Here is an 18287-nt window from a genome sequence, read left to right on the forward strand (position 1 = left end):
GCTTACCCCGATATCCGGATGCCGGGGTTGTTGCCCCAGAACAACAGCGTCAGCACCATGTCGGCGGCGACGACGGTGACGATGCTGGCGCGGATCGCGCGACCCGAGGCCCGCCCCACTCCCTCGGGACCGCCGCTGGCGAAGTAACCCTGGTAGCAGTGGATGGCAATGATCAGCGTGACGAATATCGCCGCCTTGAGCACCGAGAACAGCACGTCGGACGGGTGGATGAACGAGTCGAAGTAGTGGTAGTAGGTGCCCGACGACTGCCCGTGCAGCACGTTGACCACCAACGCGCACGACACATAGCTCAACGCGAGCGTGACCACGTACAGCGGAACGATGGTGATCAGCCCGGCGATGACACGCGTCGTGACCACGAACGGAATCGACTGAATGCCAAGGGCTTCCAGCGCGTCGATCTCCTCCGAGATGCGCATCGCGCCGATCTCGGCGGTCATGCGGCACCCCGCCTGCGCCGCGAAGCCGATCCCCGCGATCATCGGCGCCATCTCCCGGGTGTTCGCGTACGCCGAGACGAAACCGGTCAACGGGCCCATGCCGACCATGTCGAGGGCGCCGTACCCTTCGATCCCCACCGAACCGCCGACCGCCGCGCCCATGAAGATGAGCACGCCGATGGTGCCGCCACCGACGATGAGCGACCCGTTCCCCCAGATCATGTCGACCAGCAGAACGCCGGTCTGGTGCCGGTATCGCTTCAGCGTGTGCGGGATCGCGCCGAGCACCTGGAACAGGAAGGTGACCTGGTGGCCGAGCCGCTGGATCACCGAGTCACCCCGTCCGGCGACCCAGGACGGGGCCCGCAGGGGTAGCGGCAGGTACCGTGCCGGCGTTGCCATCAGCCCACTCTCAGCGGCATGGACATCGAGAGTCCCTGGGTGATCAGCAGATTGAGAAGGAACACCGCCACGATGCCGATGACCACGGAGGCGTTGACCGCGTCGGCCACGCCGCGCGCGCCGCCCTTGGCCTCCAGCCCACGCTGGCAGGCCACGAGGATCACGACCACACCGAACAGCCACGTCTTGAGGACGGCGACGATGACGTCGTTGACGCTGGCGAAGGACGCGAACGACGCGATATAGCTACCCGGGGTGCCGGACTGGAAGCCCACGTTGATGGCGTAGCCCGCCGCCAACCCCATAAAGATGATGAAGGAGCACAGCACCGGCGCCACGATCACGATCGCCGCCAGCCGCGGGGTGACCAGCCGCTGCACCGGGTCGATGCCCATGACGCGCAGCGCGTCGACCTCTTCGCGAATGGTGCGCGCGCCGAGGTCGGTGGCGACCGCCGAACCGGCCGCACCGCCCAGCAACAGCGCGGCGACGACCGGTGCGCCCTGCCGGATCACCCCGAGGCCGCCGGCCGCTCCGGAGACCGAGGAGGCGCCGACCTGCTGGATGAAGTTACCCACCTGCACCGCGACGATGACCCCGAACGGGATGGACACCAGCAACGCCGGTATCGCCGTCACGCTGATGATGAACCAGGCCTGGTTGAGGGTGTCGCGCCAGGGGTGCCGCAACCTGATCAAGTCCCGGAGCAGGTAGGCGAAGGACTGAGCGGTCAGCTCGAAGAAGCGGCCCAACGTCTGCAGCGAAGAATCGAACTGGTTGAGGCCATACCGCAGCGGTTTGCCCAGCAGCGTCAGAAAGTGCTGGCCGGCCGGTGGCTCCGCGGGGGCCGGGCGATCTTCCGGTTCGCCGGCCTCCAGCAGGTGGGAGAGGTATTCGCCGTTGGTGGTGGTGCTCGCATCGACATCGACAGAGACTTTCTCGTCTACTGCCTCAGTGGTTGGTTCGGCCGCTGTCGCGTCGTGGACACCTGCGGTCAACGGCAAATTCCTTCCTGATCGCTGTCAGGACTTCGCCCCCAGCAAAGATTACGCGTGTTTGACGTGTGTTTATCAGCGGTACGTGCGTTCTACCAGCGGCAGCGAGCGTCTGTTAGTGGAAGCAGATGAGTGTGACGTACGTCACATTTCGGGCGCAGCCGACCGGAGCGCGAAGACCTGCACCGGGGCCGACTTGCCCTTCACGGCGTGCGAACCGCGATCGATAAGCCCGGGCGGTCTGGACCGCAGCGCGTCGACGCACGAACCGGTGAGAAGGAGCGTGTCACCCGTGGTCTTGGTGAGCTGCTCGACGCGCGACGCGACGTTGACGGTGTCGCCGATCAGAGTGAACTCCAGCTTGCCTCCGCCGCCGATGGTGCCGGCGATGACGACACCGGTGTTGATGCCGATTCCGATCCGAAGCGCGCCCCCGAATCGCTCTCCGACGAGCCGCTGAATCGAGGCGGCGACACCCATCGCCGCGTCGGCGTGATGCGCAAGATCGTTCGGTGCGCCGAAGACGGCCAACGCTCCGTCGCCGAGGAACTTGTTGACGTGGCCCCCGGCGGCGACGACGGCAGGCACGACGATCTCGAACAGGGCATTGAGCCGGGCGACGGTGTCCTCGGCGGTGTTCGCCTCGGCGAACGGGGTGAAGTCGCGGATGTCGACGAACATGACGGTCACCTCGCGGCGCTCGCCGGTGAACACGTCATCGCCCTGCTGGAGCAGCCGCGCGGCCAGCGCAGGGTCGACGTAGGTCCCGAACGCGCCCTGCAGCCGCTGCCGCTCGGCCAAACCCGCCTGCATGCGGTTGAACGACGCGGCCAGTGCGCCCAGGTCGTCGTCCTGGACGACCGGCAGGCGTTGGCCGTAGTCGCCCGCCGCGACGCGTTCGGCGCCTTCGGCGAGGTCGCGAATGGGTCGCAGCGAATGTGAAAACCCGATTCCGACCGTGATCGGCACCGCGAACACGACCGCCAACGCGCATCCGACGGCGAGGGACAGGATCGGGGCATGACGGACCGGATCCAGCACCGTTGCCAGCCAAGCGCCGGCGACGGCGTACGTAAACGCTGCCGCAATCACGGATACGTTCGACCGCGCGGCAAAAGTCGGGCGGGAGCGCGGCAGCGAATCGCCGATGCCCGTGTCACCGGCAAGGGCGATTCGCACCGGCCGCAATGTTGCCTCCACGATGCTGTGGAAAGCGACCAACTGGATCGCGATGCCGACCGCGGCGCCGAGGACCGCGTATTGGATCAGCCGCGTCCACGTCGCTCCGGCGATTGCACCGACAACGACCGACAACACAGCGGCCCAGACCCCGGTGGCCCACACCATCTGGGATGACGACATACGGGTGTAGCGGTAGGTCGCCTCGAGGGCGGTCGCTCGATCGATGTCGTGGCCCGCGGCCCCCCGCTCCCAAAGGCGTGCCCATCGGCGATACGGAAGCGACATGATGCAGACGAGCCCCAGCACCGCGACAACGGTGATGACCGTTGCATCGAGGTAACGACCGGACTGTTCAAAAGCGACGATCGGCATGGACAAAAGTGCGAAGTAGATCGGAAACGAGACGATGTACGCGGCCACGCAAAGCGCCCACCAGTAATACCTTGCCCCGCAGCAATCCCATATCCACTGCCAGATGCGGTCCATGGCAGGAGATTAAAGGCCCATAGGGGGCGATGGGCGGGGAAGCGTCCGTTCTCGGGTCTTGACGCGATCAGGCGCCCGGGGAAGGTTCAACTGGTATGCCTGCGCCCGAACCACCCGGTCTCCTGGACCGCCGCCAGCTCCTCACGTTAGGCGGCGGTGTCGGCTTGGCGTCGATGCTCGGTGCGTGCTCGACGTCAACGACCGGTTTGCGGCTGACCGCTGCGACTTCGGCGCAATTGCTGTGCCGAGACGCCTGGGGCGCGCGGGCCGCCCGACCCGGCGGCAAGCCCCACACCATCACCCGCATGACGCTGCACCACGAGGCCGTCGTCCTGGGCGACAACCGCAACGCCCCCGAGCGCCTGCGTCAGGATCAGCGGTACCACCAGGACCAGAAGGGCTGGATCGACATCGCGTATCACGTCGGCGTCGACCGCAACGGCAACATCTATGAACTGCGGAGCACCGAGATCGCCGGCGACACCGCGACGGACTACAACACGACGGGTCATTTCCTGGTCCTCTGCGAAGGAGACTTCGATCAGGAGGCCGTGTCGGAGGCGCAGCTGCACGGGGCGGCTCTCGCGTTCGCGTGGGCCGTGCAGAATTTCCGCATCGCGACCGACACGCTGGCCGGCCATCGCGACCTGGCCCAGACATCGTGCCCCGGCGCGAATTTGTACGCCCACCTCACCTCAGGTGACCTGAAGCGGCGCATCAACGATTTGGTGTCCGCCGGCCCGGTGGATCTTCAGCGCTTCTGCGGACCCGACGCTGCTGCGAGAGTCGCAGCTATCGAGGCGGGGAGCTGACTAGCGACTGCGGCGCCATGACACGGCGGCAGACACCGCGCGAGCCGCCGTCATAGTGCTTCGCCGATGTCGGGAAGTAGGGCAATGTCCTCGGGCTGATGATTACGGAAAACGGCGGCAAGTTCGCGGACGTTTCTCTTGGCCCACTCGCCATTCAGATGAGTTAGCACCTGGTACTCGTACTTGAAGCGTTCCGCTCGGTCTCCCACCCGTTTGGCCGCTCTACTGCTAACCACACCCTGGCTGTACCAATAGAGAACATCATCGAGACTGCCAACCCGATCGAAGCCCAGCTTTCCTCGCTCGTAGAAAGTGAAATGATACGAGCCGTCGTCGGCAACGTAGATATTGAGACCATCTTTTGTTCGGAATCCGACAGGCGTAGGACGAACGCCGAGCTTTTGCGAGAGCCGATCGAGCGCGGCTTGTAGTTCGGCAGATCTTTCATCTAAGAAGTGATCGGTGTTCGTCAACGATATCCTCGTCTACCTGTTTCTATCGCGCGAGTCGACTTAACGCATCTGAAAAGTGTAATAGTTGCCGATGGCTTCGAGGGCCTGTGGCGAGAGGCCCGGATGCCGTTCCCGCATCACCGTTTGGACATAATCTCCTGCCTCGTTGAGGGTCATGTCATCCCAATCCGGCTCTACCCGCATTGCTTCGTCGAGGATTACACGCACTCGTTCCGTCACAGCCGCGGCCGCTGGTCCAAAGCGCGACTCGAACTCCGCGCGATTGCTCGCGGGGTACCCGCGCAGGTATAACACAAGCGCTTCGCTCAGGTCGACATCATCATTCGTCGTCTTGACAATGCCCTCGTGCGCGACGGGAAAGTGCTTCTCGATCCGACGGCGCACTGATTCAAGGAACTGAGTAGTCGTCGGAAACCTTGGCAAACCATCGTCGATTATCTCTTCAAGAGGGACACCCTGCCGAATGGCGAACATGGGAAGGTACTGCCACTTGCCCGACTTATCGTATAGACCAAAGACATTCGCGGCATCCAGTGGCGCGATCATGCAATTGATTTCCCCTTCTCGCGGTGCGTCGTAGACCTGGATCTTGCAATCCTTCGCACGGAAGAAGACGACGTAGGCCTTCCGATCGTAGTAGACCGCATCGCCGAACTCATCTAGTTGGAATCCAAGCTGGATCAGTAGCGGCTCGACGATTGAACGGACTCCGGCGAGGAACTCCTGTGCCGTCGCCGCCCACGCCGAATCGATGGCGGGTTGCTTACTTTTCCTTCGAAAGATCTTTCTCTCCCGCATATCGGCACCGGGGCCACTTATTGCCTTGTGGAGAGGACGCCGGCGTGTGCCGCCTCATAGTGCTTAGCAATGCGATCTCGCACCCATTCCAGCGGATTGGCGTAAGACTTTGCCTCAGCTATTGCAAGCCTCAGGCGTTCGTCAGGTGGAATATCCGATCGTCTCGAGAACTTGCTAATGTAATGCCACTGCTTGCTTGTCAAACCAAACTCGTTCGGCGCGTCCAGCGTAGCAATCATACAATTCACCTCGCCCTCACGAGATGATTCGTAGATTTGTATCTTGCAGTCGTTTGACCGGTAGTAGACGATGTGTCGTTCGATGCCACCCTGATCAGGACTGTCGTCTACCTCATCCAAAGCGAAACCGAGCTCCGCCAGCAGCGGCCCAACGGTCGCTTGAACTTGTGCCGAAAAGTCCGACGTCATTTTGAACCGCCCCCCACATAGACCCAAGAGTCTCCAACGCGTTCATATCCATATGCGGCTGCGTTCTGGTTAAGGAAGTTTACCTCCATCGCGGAGAATGATGTCGCGCGATCCTCTGCCATGTCCTCGAGGGAAGAGTATTCATCGTGGTCGAGGAGGTAATCGATACGACCGACATGGCTTTCCATCTGGCCGCGGAGGAACTGTTCATTGACTGGCCACGCGAGGTCGTCGACTACAGGCTTGGGAAGCCCAAACGTCATCGCGTCCCAGACGGGTTTGCCTGTATCGAAGTAGATCCCGCCGTTGGCTCGAGCTTCCCCGATATATCCACCGTCCAGGCCGTCCCACTTACCGAGCACGACTCGGTCCGGGTTGTCACCAACGTAGTGGGTCGACATGTCAGCGAGTTGCTGGCTGAGTCCTGTGGTGGGTTCGCCGTGTACGAACGCGGAATAGAGATCTAGCGCCGCGTCGCCTGCAAAGGGCTGGTAACTGACGGGGTGATCCAACCCGACCGGTATATGCGGCAAATGCGTTGGGCCGTAATCGACGGCGGCGGCGGCATCGATATCAGCCAAGCGGCCTATGCCCGCCCCTTCACCGCCGAAGAGCAGGCCGGGCAGGGCGAAGGCGCCGTCGGAGGCTTTGCCGCCCAGGTAGTAGGCCGGGCTGGGTGAATCGACCGCGTTTTTGATCTCGCCGAACGCCGCACCTATCGGGTTTTGGACTGTCTCCATGGTGCCCTTGAGCATCTGCTGCCATGACTCGAGCACGCCGGGCGCTCCGGGACCCCCGACCCCGAGGAGGTTGTGGATGCCTTGTTCGGTGGCGAACCAGCGGTCGGCGAATCCCTCGCCGAATCCCGGCGGTGGCGGGGCCTTCGGCTCGGGGGGCACGTAGTTCGGCATCCCGTTGTCGATCCACTGCTGGGTGCGGCCGACGATGTCGTTGAGGCGGGCCTCGATCTGCTCCGGCGGCACGCCATCGCGGATCATGGATGGGCGGACCATCGCCTTGAAACTCTCGATGTCTGCGGGCTTGAGCTGCGGCGGCGGGCCGGGAACCACGGGTTGATGCAGCCGGTTCAGGAGGTCCGGGAGGCTGCCGGGCTGCGGCTGGTCGCCCTGGCCGGCGGCCGGCTGCTTGTCGCTGGGCAGCAGCATGTCCTGCAGCGACGGGTGCTTGCCGGTAGTGCCGGCGGGCGCATTGGGAGCGTCGGACGGCGGCCCGTTAGCGGCCGCCGGGTCCGCGGGACCGTCCGGCAACAGCATGTCTTCCAGCGATCGCGGGTGGCGTACCCCTGGGGGCTTGGGCCGAGCTTGCTGCGGCGGCGGGCCGCCTGCGGGGGGACGTCCGCCGGCATCCAACGGGACCTCACTGACGGCGGCGCGGATGGCGGCGGCAAGCTCGTGGTCGGCGCTCTCGGCGTGCGCCTTCAACAGAATCAGCCGGTCCTGCAACACCTGCTGCTGCGCGGCGAACTCCAAGGTGTCGCGCCCAATCCAGGTGTCGCCCACGTCTATTCGCCAGTCCGGCGTGATCTTCCAGCCCTTGGCATCAGCGGCCCGCTCGATGTCGGCCAGCTCGTTCTTGCACGCGCGCACGTCCGCCTCGGCGCGGGACACCGCGGCCGCTACCTGCCTGGACTCCTGGCCGTCCGCCTCGATGTCGTGGCGGGCCTTGCCCAGGTCGGCGCGAAACGCCTCGCCGGCTTCCCCATCCCAGCCGCCGAGAACGTTGTGCACCTGCTGCAGGTTGTCCCCCAACCGCTGCAAGGTGCTGGCGCGCCCGTTGGCCGTCTCGAACACCTGCTGGATTGCGCCGAGATCCCACCGCTTGACGTCATTTGGGGTCAACGGCCCCACGCGCTACCCCTAGTCCCGCAACGACCTGAAAGCTCGCGCCGAGTCGTCCTCGTTGGTGGCATAGCTGAACATCGCCTCGGCGACGTGCGACCCCAACCCGTCCACCCGCAGCTGGTGTTGGTCGTGGCGGATCTCCCACCGCGCCGCCAGCTCAGCCAGCGCCAGCTGCGAGGATCCGACCCAACCCGGGGCGGCCCCGGCGAGCCCTTCCTCATGGCTGACGAATTCCACCGCGGCCTGACCGATCGCGTTGAACATGTCGTTGCTGCCGACGTGCAATGCGACGGGATCGACCTTGAACCCATCGGTCACGATGACCTCCCCCTTTGTTCGCCGGCATGGCGCTCCGAATTTTAGACCGCTCCAGGAGGCCGCGCCCTTCACCTTGCAGCGATCGGCTAGGCGATGCCGAGTTCCTGATCGATCTGCGCCCAGAACCGAGGACCGGTCGGGGTGAGCAGAATCCAGTCGTGAACTTGGCCGTTGGCCAGGATGAAGCCCATCGGGGCGTGTTGGGCGATCGCTTCTTGCTGCAGAGCCAGCGCCTCGGGAAAGAGCGAATCGAACGAGCCCGAATAGACGTACGTCGGCGGAAGGCCGCTGAGCGATCCATGCAGCGGACTCACCTCGGGGTTGGTCAGGGAAAGACCGCCCGCCCACACGGGGCCGATCGGCCCCCCGGATCGGGCCAAGTCCAGCCAGGGGGACAGCAGAACCATTGCGCCCGGTACGCCTGAAGGGTTATTCGCCGCCAGGTATTCGGCGGCCGCCAGGGCGAGGTTGCCGCCCGCGGAGTCACCGATCACGCTGACGTGGGCGGGCCCGTACAGGCCGACTTCGTGGGAAATGAACCCGGACATCAGGGGCACCACCGTGCCGGCGGTGCCGCCCTGCTGCAGCAACGGGTAGATCGGCACCTCGATGGTGGCGCCGGTCTGATACGCCATCACCGCGTAATTGAGCCAGTGGAAGATCGACGGGGCGAAGATGAACGCGCCGCCGTGAATGGCGACGACGTAGTCGCCGGATGGATGAGCCGGCGTGATCTGCACGACGGGCATCCCGTTATACGTGGTGTGCTGCACCGTCTCCCCGAACAGCAACGGCAACAACCGCGGCGGCGTGTTGCCCGTGAACACCCCCAGCAGCGGATTGTCGCCGTTCAGCGCCGTTAAGAGCGGCGAACTCGGGTTCGCGAAGAGGAAATCGAATTCCTGGCTGAGTCCGGTCGCCAGTGTCGTGGGGATCTGCTGGACCTGATGTTGGACACCGAGCAGCGCCTGCTCGATGGCGGCCAACGGCGAGGCATTGGCCGCCTCGGCGGCGACGTACGCACCGGCCGCGCCGGTCAGTGCCCGCGCAAACGCCGCATGGAAAGCGGCCGCCTGCGAGAACAGGGCTTGATGGCCTTGGCCATAGGCGGAGAACACTGCGGCGATCGCGACGGACACCTCGTCCTCGGCGGCTGCCAATACCCCTGTGGTTGCGCCCGCAACGCCCTGGTTTGCCGTCGCCACGACCGAACCGATCGAGGCCACGTCCGTGGCCGCGGCGGACATCATCTCTGGCAACGCAAGAACATACGACATCGCGCCACTCCCGGTACCGATCGCCGAATATGCAGAGCCTATGCGCGCCCCGCGCAGTCACGTGGCGGTTTGCAAGAGCCAGGGCCCCGAAGGGCCATTGCAGAACGTCGCTACTGTGCGTTGCCCGGAGCCGCCGGGCTCGCGGAACTCGTTGGGATCGCAGAACTGGTTGGAGCCGCCGGGGTCGTGGGACTCGTTGGAGTCGCAGAACTCGTGGGACTCACGGAGCTCGTGGGTCGCACAGGGCTCGTTGGAGTCGTCGGGCTCGTTGGACTCGTCGGGCTGACAGGAGTCGTGGTCGTGGGAGTCGCAAGGCCGGGGCCTACGCCACACCAGTCCGCCACATCTTTCGGATACTGCTCGAGCGGCGGAGGACAACGCTGCCCCGGCGGGAAATTAGCGCCGGCGTTGAGCAGATCGCAGGGCACATACACCTGCTTGCCCGTTTGGGTGTTGGTCAGACACTTCGTCGGCGGCTGGGCATGCGCCTCGACGGGAATGATGACCGCCGCCACCATCGCCGCGAAAGCACAAGCAAGACGGCCATAGGCCATGAGAGCTCCTCGTTCCAGCTGCGAAAGTTCACACACGTTCTCGTGATGTGGTGTCGGGCGTGCACAACGTGACATCGCCGTCTTATGACGATTAAAGCCGCTTACCCCGGGCGCAATCCAACCCGCAGGTCGATCGACGGAGTCGCGCGCGTCCCTGCATATCGCTTCTACCAGCACATTCTTGGTGGAGCTGCCGGGAATCGAACCCGGGTCCTACGGCATTCCCTCAAGGCTTCTCCGTGCGCAGTTCGCTATGCCTCTACTCGGATCTCCTGGTCACACGAACCAGCCAGGATGACGATCCCAGTCGCTGTGCATGTCCCGATGAGTCCCGCGACCGGACTCACCGGTGGATCCCTCTAGCTGACGCCAGGCTCCGGGTCGAGGGCGTTCCCGGTCTGACGGACTAGCTGTCGCTTAGGCAGCGAGAGCGTAGTCGCGCTGATGTGAATCGGCGCTTATATGGTTGCAACGACGCTTACGGTGGTCTCTTGCCTGCACCGGCACGCTTCCCTTGATTCGATGCGCGAAGTCGAAGCCGTTCAGCCCCTCGCATCCCCGCCGACTTTCGGCAGGACTATCAATGGTACGCGGTAAGCAACACCCGGCGACGGAATTAACTTCCCCAGCGGGCCGCCAAAGCCGAGTACCCCCCGGTCTCACGACTCCAGGGGGTACTCGGTGCCTCGGCGGCCGGCGGGCCGTTACTTGATGCCCACCACGTCCTGAGCGATGGCTGCGACGCGGGTCTGCGCTGCCGAGACGATGCCCTGCCGGTTCTTGTGCGCCTCCTCGTAGGCGAGGATCGCGCGAACGTCGCTGGGTGACGTCAGGTCCTTGATCGCGGCCACGGCGTCGCTGACGTTCAGCTCGTCGTACTTGCGGATCGGCAGCTCCTTGGCGTCCAGGACGCCGGCCGCCGCGCGGCCCGAGTGCAGCGCATCGGCGGCGTCGTCGGCCCCCTCGGAACGGGTGACCCGCTCCGCGGCCTTCAACGCTGCGCTCTGCGACGCGGACAGCGCCCTCGCGGCGATCTCGCCCGCGTTGCCGCCTCGCTTGACCAGGTCGTTGAAAGCCGGACCCGCAGAGCGCAGCGCATCGACGGTCCGATCGACTCCACGCGCCGACCACTCAACCGGCAGGTTGACCAGCTTCACCGCGGTGCCGGCGGCGGCCTGTAGGGGCGTGCGGCGAAGCGCGGCGGGCCCGCCGAGCGCGTCTTCGGCCAGCACGGTGGTCAGCCAGTCCACCGTGGCCGAGTGCGCGGTGATCAGGCGCTCGGCCAGGTTCTCGATGTCCTGGCGCTTGGCCGCGACGGCCAGCGCCTTGAGGTAGCGGGCGCGGTCCAGCAGCTGGTCCTCCAGCGCAAGGTCGCCCAGCAGCGCCTCGTCGAACGGTTGCGCTTGCTCGGTCAGCGCCTTGACGGCCGCCGCGGCGCGGCCCAGGAACGGGCCGATGACGTCGGGGTAGCCCCCCAGCTTGCGGATCGCGGACTCGAGGGATCCGGCCCGCTTGCGGCCGTTCGCGGCGTTCTGCGACAGTTCGCGGCGCACCGCCTCGGTGCGCGCCTGGGCGACGCGGGTTTCCGCGATCTGGATCTCGGTGTTGGTCAAGTCGAGCAGCGTGCGGAGCTGCGCGAGCAAACGGGTGGTGTCGGGTGCAGTCATTACTATCGGCCCTCCTGGCGTAGACGATTCGGTGTCGGCGCGAGGCGCGCCTGTACGCTTTCGGCTACCCAATGAGGCGGCATGGCTACACATGCGCCGCGCGGTGTGATTTATCTCGCGGCGAAAACGGCTGTCAGATCACGAAATTGAGATTTTCGGCGACCTGGCCGGCGACATCTTTGTCGCCGCCGAGTTCGACGTCCTGGGGGCGCGCCGGGCTCATCGGGCGCCCCCCGGAAAGCCGGGTGAACTGCAGCCCGTCCAGCCGGATCGTCGCCGTCGGCTCTTGGCCGCCGAAGTCGTCGACCAGCTGAGCGCGCCCCTCCACGTTGACGCGGATCTCGCGGGCCACCGGCCCGGTCAGCTCGAAGAGGATGCGCGAACCGTCCGGCGCCTTGGCGCGCTTGCCCACCACGTAGCCCATCGTCGCGGCGACCTCATCGAGGGAAAGTTCCGAAGCAGGCCCGCGCAGCGCGTCGTCGGACGACGGCCGCGACAGCGCCTCCCGGATGTCCTGCTCGTGCATCCAGCAGTCGAACACCCGGACCCGCATGAACCGGCCGTAACTTTCCATGCCCACCGGCGTCGGCGCCACCGCATCCCAGTCCTCGGCGGACATGTTCGTCAGGGCCTTGCGCCGGTCGCCGGTGATGTCCCTGAACCGTGCCAGCACGTCGGCGCCGGCTTCCGAGCTGAGGTGGCGGACCCAGCACTCGTTCATGACGCCGATGTCGTTGCGGACATGCTCGAGCGCCGAGACGTCGATGTCGGGCTGGGGAGCCGGGACACCGGCGAGGAAGGACTCGGTGCCGATCATGTGCGCCACCAGGGCCTTGACGTCCCATCCCGGCAGCGGACTGGGCGCCTGCCATTCCGCCTCGGAGAGCCCGTCCAGCAGGGCGTCGATGTCGTCCCACACCGCGAAGAGGCCAGCGAGCACCTCGGATTTGTCGAGCTTGGTCACCGGTCGATCGGCCATGGTCGGATAGTAGGCCGATCACCGGCCAATCGTTAGCTTGCGGCGATCATCGCCACGGAGCCCATGGCCATCACCATGCCGACCCCCTGCAGGCGGCTGACCCGCTCGCGCAGCACCACCATCGCCAGCACGACGGTCGCGGCCGGATACAGCGAGATCAAGATGCTGGCCAGCGAGAGCAGCCAGGTGTGCAGCGCCAGCAGCATCGTCACGTTGGCGCAGATGTCCAGCAGGGCGACCGTCAGCGCCATCTTCATCGGCTTGCCGCGCGGCAGCCGCAAGTTGTTGCTCATCGCGGACATGCCGACCACCACCGCAGTCGCGGCCAGGCGGGCGAACACCAGCGGCCAGAGCTTCGTCGCATGTGGGGCCTGATGCAGGAACACCATGTTGAGCCCCATCGCCGACCCGGCCAGCACTGTGAGCCAGGCCACCTTCGGGGTGAATCGGTAGGGCGTCACGCCGTCGGCGGTGGCCTCGCGGCTGACCAGCATCACCGCGATCAGCGCCAGCACGACGCCCACCGAGGCCGCCTGTCCCGGCCGCTCCCCCAGCGCCACCCCGACCGCGACGGGCACGGCCGCATTCAAGACGGCGGCCAGCGGTGAGACCACCGAGATCGGTCCGGAGCCCAGCGCCGCGAAGAACGCCCACATCCCGAACGCCATGCCAATGCCGTACAGGCTGCCCCAGATGATCGCGCCGGATTGGATCGGGCCGCCCACGCCAATGGCCAGCACACCGAGAATCAGCGCCTCGAGCGGGTAGGCCACCAGCATCACCCGCAATGCGGCCACCCGTCGAGCAGCTACACCGCCCACGAAATCGCTGACCCCGTACGTGACGGCAGACAGCTGGGCGTAAGCCGCCCCGATCAGTTCATGCCCTTGGCTCGCCGGCCCAACTCTCGATGCAGTTCGCGATTGGCGTCGCGACGGGCCATGTCCTGGCGCTTGTCGTAGGCTCGCTTGCCGCGCGCGAGCGCGAGCTCGACCTTGACCTTTCCTTCGGAGAAATACAGAGACATTGGCACGAGCGCGAGGTTACCATCTCGTATCTTGCCGACCAGTCTGTCGATTTGTTGCCTATGTAACAACAACTTTCGATTGCGACGAGGGTCATGGTTGGTCCAGCTACCGTGCTGGTACTCGGGGATGTAGAGGTTGCGCAACCACACTTCGCCGTCGTCAACCGTTGCGAAAGCGTCGGCCAACGACGCGTGGCCCTCGCGCAGGCTCTTGACTTCGGTACCCTGCAAGGCCACGCCGGCCTCGTAAAGCTCCTCGATCGAATAGTTGTGGCGCGCTTTGCGATTGGTGGCCACGATCTGTTTGCTGCCGCGCTTGTCGCCCGCCGCCTTGCCCCGGCTCGAGTCTTTGGCCACAGCTACCGCCGTACGTACAGGCGCAACGTCACGTAGGCGGTCAGTCCGGCCATCGACACGCCGAGCAGGAACAGGATCGGCGAGATGTAAATGATGTCGGCGTAGTCGACCCGGGCGATCAGGTTCGCTTGATAGAACTGGTTGAGCGCGTTGTCCAAAAACGTTGCCCGGACCAGAATTAGGCCGGCGACCGCGATGGCCACACCCAGCGCCGCGGCGACCATCGCCTCCACCAGGAACGGCAGCTGGGTATACAAGCGGCTGGCGCCGACCAGGCGCATGATTCCGATCTCGGTGCGGCGGGTGAACGCCGCGACCTGGACCATGTTGGCAATCAACAGGATCGCGCCGACGGCCTGTACCAGGGCGACGGCGAACGCGACATTGCTCAACCCGTCCAGCACCGCGAACAACCGGTCGATCAGGTCCTTCTGGTTGAGCACGGACAGCACCCCGGGCTGACCCTGCATCGCGGTGTCAAAGTCCTTGTGCTGCTCGGGGTTATTTAGCTTGACGATGAAAGATGCCGGAAACGAGTCCTTTCCGGCCACGTCCTTGTACTGCGGGAACTTGCGGATGGCGTCGTTATAGGCGTCCTCGCGGTTGAGGAACCGCACCGATTTGACGTCCTCACGCTTGTCGATCTTCTCCCGCAGCGCCTTACACGGGTTGCCGGTGCAGGAGGGGTCGTTGGCGGAGACGTCCTCGGTGAGGAAGACCTGCGTCTCGACGCGGTCGAGGTAGATGGCCCGGGAGTGTTCGGCCAGCCGAACCACCAGCAGGCCGCCGCCGAACAGGCCGATCGAAATCGCGGTCGTCAGGATCATCGCGGCCGTCATGGTGACGTTGCGACGAAGGCCGGTCAGGACCTCATTGAGTAGAAAGCCGAAGCGCACTTAGCGGTCCATCCCGTAGACGCCGCGCTGCTCGTCGCGCACCAGCCGGCCCAGAGACAGCTCGACGACCCGCTGCCGCATCGAGTCCACGATGTGGTGGTCGTGCGTGGCCATCAGCACCGTCGTGCCGGTGCGGTTGATGCGCTCCAACAAATCCATGATGTCCTTACTGGTATCCGGGTCGAGGTTGCCGGTCGGCTCGTCGGCCAGCAGCACCAGGGGCCGGTTGACGAACGCGCGGGCTATCGCCACCCGCTGCTGCTCGCCACCCGACAATTCGTGCGGCAGCCGGTTGGCCTTGCCGGACAGGCCGACCGTCTCGAGCACGTCGGGCACCACCCGGTTGATCGCATCTCGGCGCTTGCCGATGACCTCCAGCGCGAAAGCGACGTTTTCGTAGACGGTCTTTTGCTGCAGCAACCGGAAATCCTGGAACACGCAACCGATCACCTGGCGCAGCTTCGGGATGTGCCGTCCGGGCAGCTTGTTGACGTGGAACTTCGAGACCCGGACGTCGCCGGTGTTGGGCGACTCCTCACCCAGCAGCAGCCGCATGAACGTCGATTTGCCCGAGCCCGAGGGGCCGATCAGGAAGACGAATTCACCCTTGTCGATTTTGACGTTGATGTCGTCCAGCGCCGGGCGGGCCGACGCTTTGTACTTCTTGCTGACATTGTCAAGGGTGATCATCACGGCACGCCAGTGTAGCGGTGAATTTCGCTGGCAAGCGAAGTCAGCTGGCCGGCGCCGGCGAACTCGGCACCGGGCCGGGCCCCGGCTGGGGCAGCTGCGGCGGGGTCGGCGTGGGGCTCGTGCTCGGCGGACAGAAGGGCGCCGGCAGCAGGCACGGCAGCTGTGGCGGCGCGAATGGCGGGGGCGTCGTGGTGGTGGTCGTCGTGGTGGTCGGCGGCGTGGTGGTGGTCGGCGGCACGGTCGTCGTCGGGGTGGGCGTGAACGTGACGGTGGCCGGCGGCTGCTGCACCCGGCTGCGCGGCACCCAGGTGTAGTTCGGGTCGGGCACGAAGCCCGGCGGCACCACCTGCGGGGCCGGTGGCTTGGCAGCCGGTTCGGGGCGGTAGGTGTCGTACACCCACCAGGTGGCCAGGAATATCACGATCAGGATCAGCGTCGAGGTGCGCATCCGGCCGCCGAACAGGTGGCTCCAGCGCCGTTGCTGCTTATCCTCGGCGCGCCGCTCGAGGATGCTCACGGTGAACTTCACCGGCCCTGCACCGCCGCATCGGCTTGTCGTTCGGCGGCCTCGGCGGCCGGCACCGAGGGGTCGTCGACGAGGCCGACCTTCGCGTCGGCCGCGGTCATGATCCCGACGCGGGCCAGCGCCCGAATGACGAGCACGCGCAACTGCCGGCCGACCTCGAACTGCTTGCCGGGCAGGGTGCGGGCCACCACGCGCAGGGTGACGGTGTCGACCTCGATGCTTTCCACGCCCATCACGGTCGGCGGGTCCAGCAACAGTTCCCCGAGCACCGGATTGTCCATCGCGCGGTCGCATTCCTGGTGCAAAACGTCATTGACCCGGTTCAGGTCGGCGCTGGTAGACACCGGGATGTCCACGACGGCGCGGGCCCAGTCCTTGGACAGGTTGACCACCTTGACGATCTGCCCGTTGGGGATGGTCAACACCTCGCCGTCCGGCGAGCGCAGCCTGGTCACCCGCAGCGTCACGTTCTCGACCGTGCCGCTGGCCTCCGTCGACGCAACGACGGTGAGGTTGACCAGGTCTCCGAACCCATACTGCTTTTCCACCAGGATGAAGAACCCGGAAAGCAGGTCTCGCACCAGCTGCTGCGCCCCGAAACCGAGCGCCGCGCCCACCACCGTCGCCGGCGCGACCAGGCCGCTCACCGAAAACCGCAGGATGTCGGCGATCTGCAGCATGACCCAGATGCCGATGATGACGACCGAAACCCAGGAGATCACGGACGCCACGGCCTGGCGGTGCTTGGTGGCCTCCGAGCGCACCAGCGCGTCGCTTTCGGCGAAGCCCAGGTCGAGCTGGCGGGTGACCTGCTGCGCCACCCAGTTGACGAAGCGGGCCGCGAGCACCGCCGCGATCAACACCATGACGATCCGCAGGCCGCGGGTGATGATCCATTGGCCGGCGTCGCCGCGCCAGAATTCGTGCCAGCCCATCGCCTGTATCGAGGCAGTTGCGGCAGTAAGTGTCGTGTTAGTCAGCATCTTTTCGATTGCGCCACCGGATCCCCGCTTCCAGGAATCCGTCGATGTCCCCGTCCAGAACGGCGGTCGGATTGCCCACCTCGTACTCGGTTCGCAGATCCTTGACCATCTGATACGGGTGCAGTACGTACGAGCGCATCTGGTTACCCCAGGAGCTGCCGCCTTCGCCCTTCAAGGCGTCCAGCTCAGCGCGCTCTTCGGATCGCTTGCGCTCCAACAACTTTGCCTGAAGCACTCGCATCGCCGAAATCTTGTTCTGCAGTTGCGATTTTTCGTTCTGGCAAGTGACGACGATACCCGTCGGGATGTGGGTTAAACGAACCGCGGAGTCAGTGGTGTTCACCGACTGGCCGCCGGGGCCGCTGGAACGGTAGACGTCCACCCGCACGTCGCCTTCCGGAATCTCGATGTGATCGGTCGTCTCCACCACCGGGAGCACCTCGACTTCGGCGAACGAAGTCTGCCGCCGGCTCTGGTTGTCGAACGGGCTGATGCGGACCAGCCGGTGGGTGCCCTGCTCGACGGACAACGTGCCGTAGGCGAAGGGAGCGTGCACCGCGAACGTCGCGCTCTTGATGCCCGCTTCTTCCGCGTAGGAGGTGTCGAACACCTCGACCGGGTACTTGTGCTGCTCGGCCCAGCGGATGTACATCCGCATCAGCATCTCGGCCCAGTCGGCCGCGTCCACCCCACCGGCGCCCGAACGGATGGTGACCAGGGCCTCGCGCTCGTCGTACTCCCCCGAGAGCAGCGTGCGCACCTCGGTGGCCTCTATATCGGCGCGCAGCGCCTTGAGCTCCGCGTCGGCCTCGGCGAGGGTGTCACCGCCCTCACCCTCTTCGGCCGCCAGCTCGTAGAGCACCGGCAGGTCGTCCAGGCGCTGCCGCAGCTCCTCGATCCGGCGCAACTCGCCCTGCGTATGGGAAAGCTCGCTGGTCACGCGCTGGGCGTTGGTCTGGTCGTCCCACAGTTTGGGGTCCGACGCCTCGTGCTCCAGCTTCTCGATGCGGCTGCGCAGACCGTCCACATCGAGCACCCGCTCCACCGTGGTCAGGGTGGAGTCAAGAGCTGCGATGTCGGCTTGACGGTCGGGTTCCACAGGCGCCCACGT

The 18287-nt window shown here is 65.4% G+C and carries 19 protein-coding genes and 1 other RNA gene; 1 reads left to right on the forward strand and 19 read right to left on the reverse strand.

Features of this window, described 5'->3' with window-relative positions; all coding sequences use genetic code 11:
* Window positions 1-2: 2 nt before the first annotated feature.
* The 3 genes from AWB89_RS12580 to AWB89_RS12590 all read right to left on the reverse strand — a co-directional run bounded on the left by AWB89_RS12580 (window position 3) and on the right by AWB89_RS12590 (window position 3526).
* Window positions 3-863, reverse strand: coding sequence for an MlaE family ABC transporter permease (locus AWB89_RS12580; protein WP_085173956.1), 861 nt, complete (start codon window positions 861-863; stop codon window positions 3-5).
* Entirely contained in the window at window positions 863-1861 is a 999-nt protein-coding gene (locus tag AWB89_RS12585; protein WP_372515297.1) for an MlaE family ABC transporter permease, read from the reverse strand. Before AWB89_RS12585 ends, AWB89_RS12580 begins: the two co-directional genes overlap by 1 nt.
* A 141-nt stretch (window positions 1862-2002) precedes the next feature.
* The gene (locus AWB89_RS12590) at window positions 2003-3526 is read right to left on the reverse strand and encodes an adenylate/guanylate cyclase domain-containing protein (RefSeq protein ID WP_085173958.1); all 1524 of its coding nucleotides are present in this window, start codon (window positions 3524-3526) and stop codon (window positions 2003-2005) included.
* A gap of 95 nt (window positions 3527-3621) precedes the next feature.
* Between AWB89_RS12590 and AWB89_RS12595 the strand changes: the two genes are divergently transcribed.
* A complete protein-coding gene (locus tag AWB89_RS12595; RefSeq protein ID WP_241520482.1) occupies window positions 3622-4338 on the forward strand; it encodes an N-acetylmuramoyl-L-alanine amidase in 717 nt (238 codons plus the stop codon).
* Between the two features lie 50 nt (window positions 4339-4388).
* Here AWB89_RS12595 and AWB89_RS12600 read toward each other — a convergent pair whose 3' ends face one another.
* The 16 genes from AWB89_RS12600 to prfB all read right to left on the reverse strand — a co-directional run bounded on the left by AWB89_RS12600 (window position 4389) and on the right by prfB (window position 18275).
* The gene (locus AWB89_RS12600) at window positions 4389-4685 is read right to left on the reverse strand and encodes an Imm63 family immunity protein (RefSeq protein ID WP_085103878.1); all 297 of its coding nucleotides are present in this window, start codon (window positions 4683-4685) and stop codon (window positions 4389-4391) included.
* A 165-nt stretch (window positions 4686-4850) separates the two neighbouring features.
* The gene (locus AWB89_RS27960) at window positions 4851-5609 is read right to left on the reverse strand and encodes a hypothetical protein (protein WP_241519480.1); all 759 of its coding nucleotides are present in this window, start codon (window positions 5607-5609) and stop codon (window positions 4851-4853) included.
* 17 nt (window positions 5610-5626) lie between these two features.
* A complete protein-coding gene (locus AWB89_RS27010; protein ID WP_139830866.1) occupies window positions 5627-6037 on the reverse strand; it encodes a hypothetical protein in 411 nt (136 codons plus the stop codon).
* Entirely contained in the window at window positions 6034-7905 is a 1872-nt protein-coding gene (locus AWB89_RS27280) for a WXG100 family type VII secretion target (protein WP_158089824.1), read from the reverse strand. The genes AWB89_RS27010 and AWB89_RS27280 overlap by 4 nt, the downstream gene beginning before the upstream one ends.
* A gap of 9 nt (window positions 7906-7914) precedes the next feature.
* Window positions 7915-8217, reverse strand: a complete 303-nt coding sequence (locus AWB89_RS12620) for an RNA 2'-phosphotransferase (protein ID WP_241519481.1) — start codon at window positions 8215-8217, stop codon at window positions 7915-7917.
* Between the two features lie 86 nt (window positions 8218-8303).
* The gene (gene lipY, locus AWB89_RS12625; RefSeq protein WP_085173960.1) at window positions 8304-9494 is read right to left on the reverse strand and encodes a triacylglycerol lipase LipY; all 1191 of its coding nucleotides are present in this window, start codon (window positions 9492-9494) and stop codon (window positions 8304-8306) included.
* 736 nt (window positions 9495-10230) lie between these two features.
* Window positions 10231-10598: a transfer-messenger RNA gene (gene ssrA, locus AWB89_RS12635) on the reverse strand.
* Window positions 10599-10752: 154 nt separating this feature from the next.
* Window positions 10753-11715 carry a hypothetical protein gene (locus AWB89_RS12640; RefSeq protein WP_085173964.1) on the reverse strand — a complete coding sequence of 321 codons (963 nt, stop codon included), beginning with the start codon at window positions 11713-11715 and terminating at the stop codon, window positions 10753-10755.
* A gap of 133 nt (window positions 11716-11848) precedes the next feature.
* The gene (locus AWB89_RS12645) at window positions 11849-12694 is read right to left on the reverse strand and encodes a maleylpyruvate isomerase family mycothiol-dependent enzyme (RefSeq protein WP_085173966.1); all 846 of its coding nucleotides are present in this window, start codon (window positions 12692-12694) and stop codon (window positions 11849-11851) included.
* 32 nt (window positions 12695-12726) lie between these two features.
* Entirely contained in the window at window positions 12727-13476 is a 750-nt protein-coding gene (locus tag AWB89_RS12650; RefSeq protein WP_170929223.1) for an EamA family transporter, read from the reverse strand.
* 92 nt (window positions 13477-13568) lie between these two features.
* Window positions 13569-14078, reverse strand: coding sequence for an SsrA-binding protein SmpB (gene smpB, locus AWB89_RS12655; RefSeq protein WP_085173968.1), 510 nt, complete (start codon window positions 14076-14078; stop codon window positions 13569-13571).
* Window positions 14079-14080: 2 nt separating this feature from the next.
* The gene (gene ftsX, locus AWB89_RS12660; RefSeq protein ID WP_085103533.1) at window positions 14081-14974 is read right to left on the reverse strand and encodes a permease-like cell division protein FtsX; all 894 of its coding nucleotides are present in this window, start codon (window positions 14972-14974) and stop codon (window positions 14081-14083) included.
* Window positions 14975-15664 carry a cell division ATP-binding protein FtsE gene (gene ftsE, locus AWB89_RS12665; RefSeq protein ID WP_085103887.1) on the reverse strand — a complete coding sequence of 230 codons (690 nt, stop codon included), beginning with the start codon at window positions 15662-15664 and terminating at the stop codon, window positions 14975-14977.
* A 43-nt stretch (window positions 15665-15707) separates the two neighbouring features.
* Window positions 15708-16196, reverse strand: a complete 489-nt coding sequence (locus AWB89_RS12670) for an Rv3103c family proline-rich protein (RefSeq protein WP_085173970.1) — start codon at window positions 16194-16196, stop codon at window positions 15708-15710.
* Entirely contained in the window at window positions 16193-17176 is a 984-nt protein-coding gene (locus tag AWB89_RS12675; protein ID WP_085173972.1) for a mechanosensitive ion channel family protein, read from the reverse strand. Before AWB89_RS12675 ends, AWB89_RS12670 begins: the two co-directional genes overlap by 4 nt.
* Window positions 17166-18275, reverse strand: a complete 1110-nt coding sequence (gene prfB, locus AWB89_RS12680; RefSeq protein WP_085103539.1) for a peptide chain release factor 2 — start codon at window positions 18273-18275, stop codon at window positions 17166-17168. The genes AWB89_RS12675 and prfB overlap by 11 nt, the downstream gene beginning before the upstream one ends.
* Window positions 18276-18287 lie beyond the last annotated feature (12 nt).

The organism is Mycobacterium paraense (genome assembly GCF_002101815.1).
Classification (GTDB): Bacteria; Actinomycetota; Actinomycetes; order Mycobacteriales; family Mycobacteriaceae; genus Mycobacterium; species Mycobacterium paraense.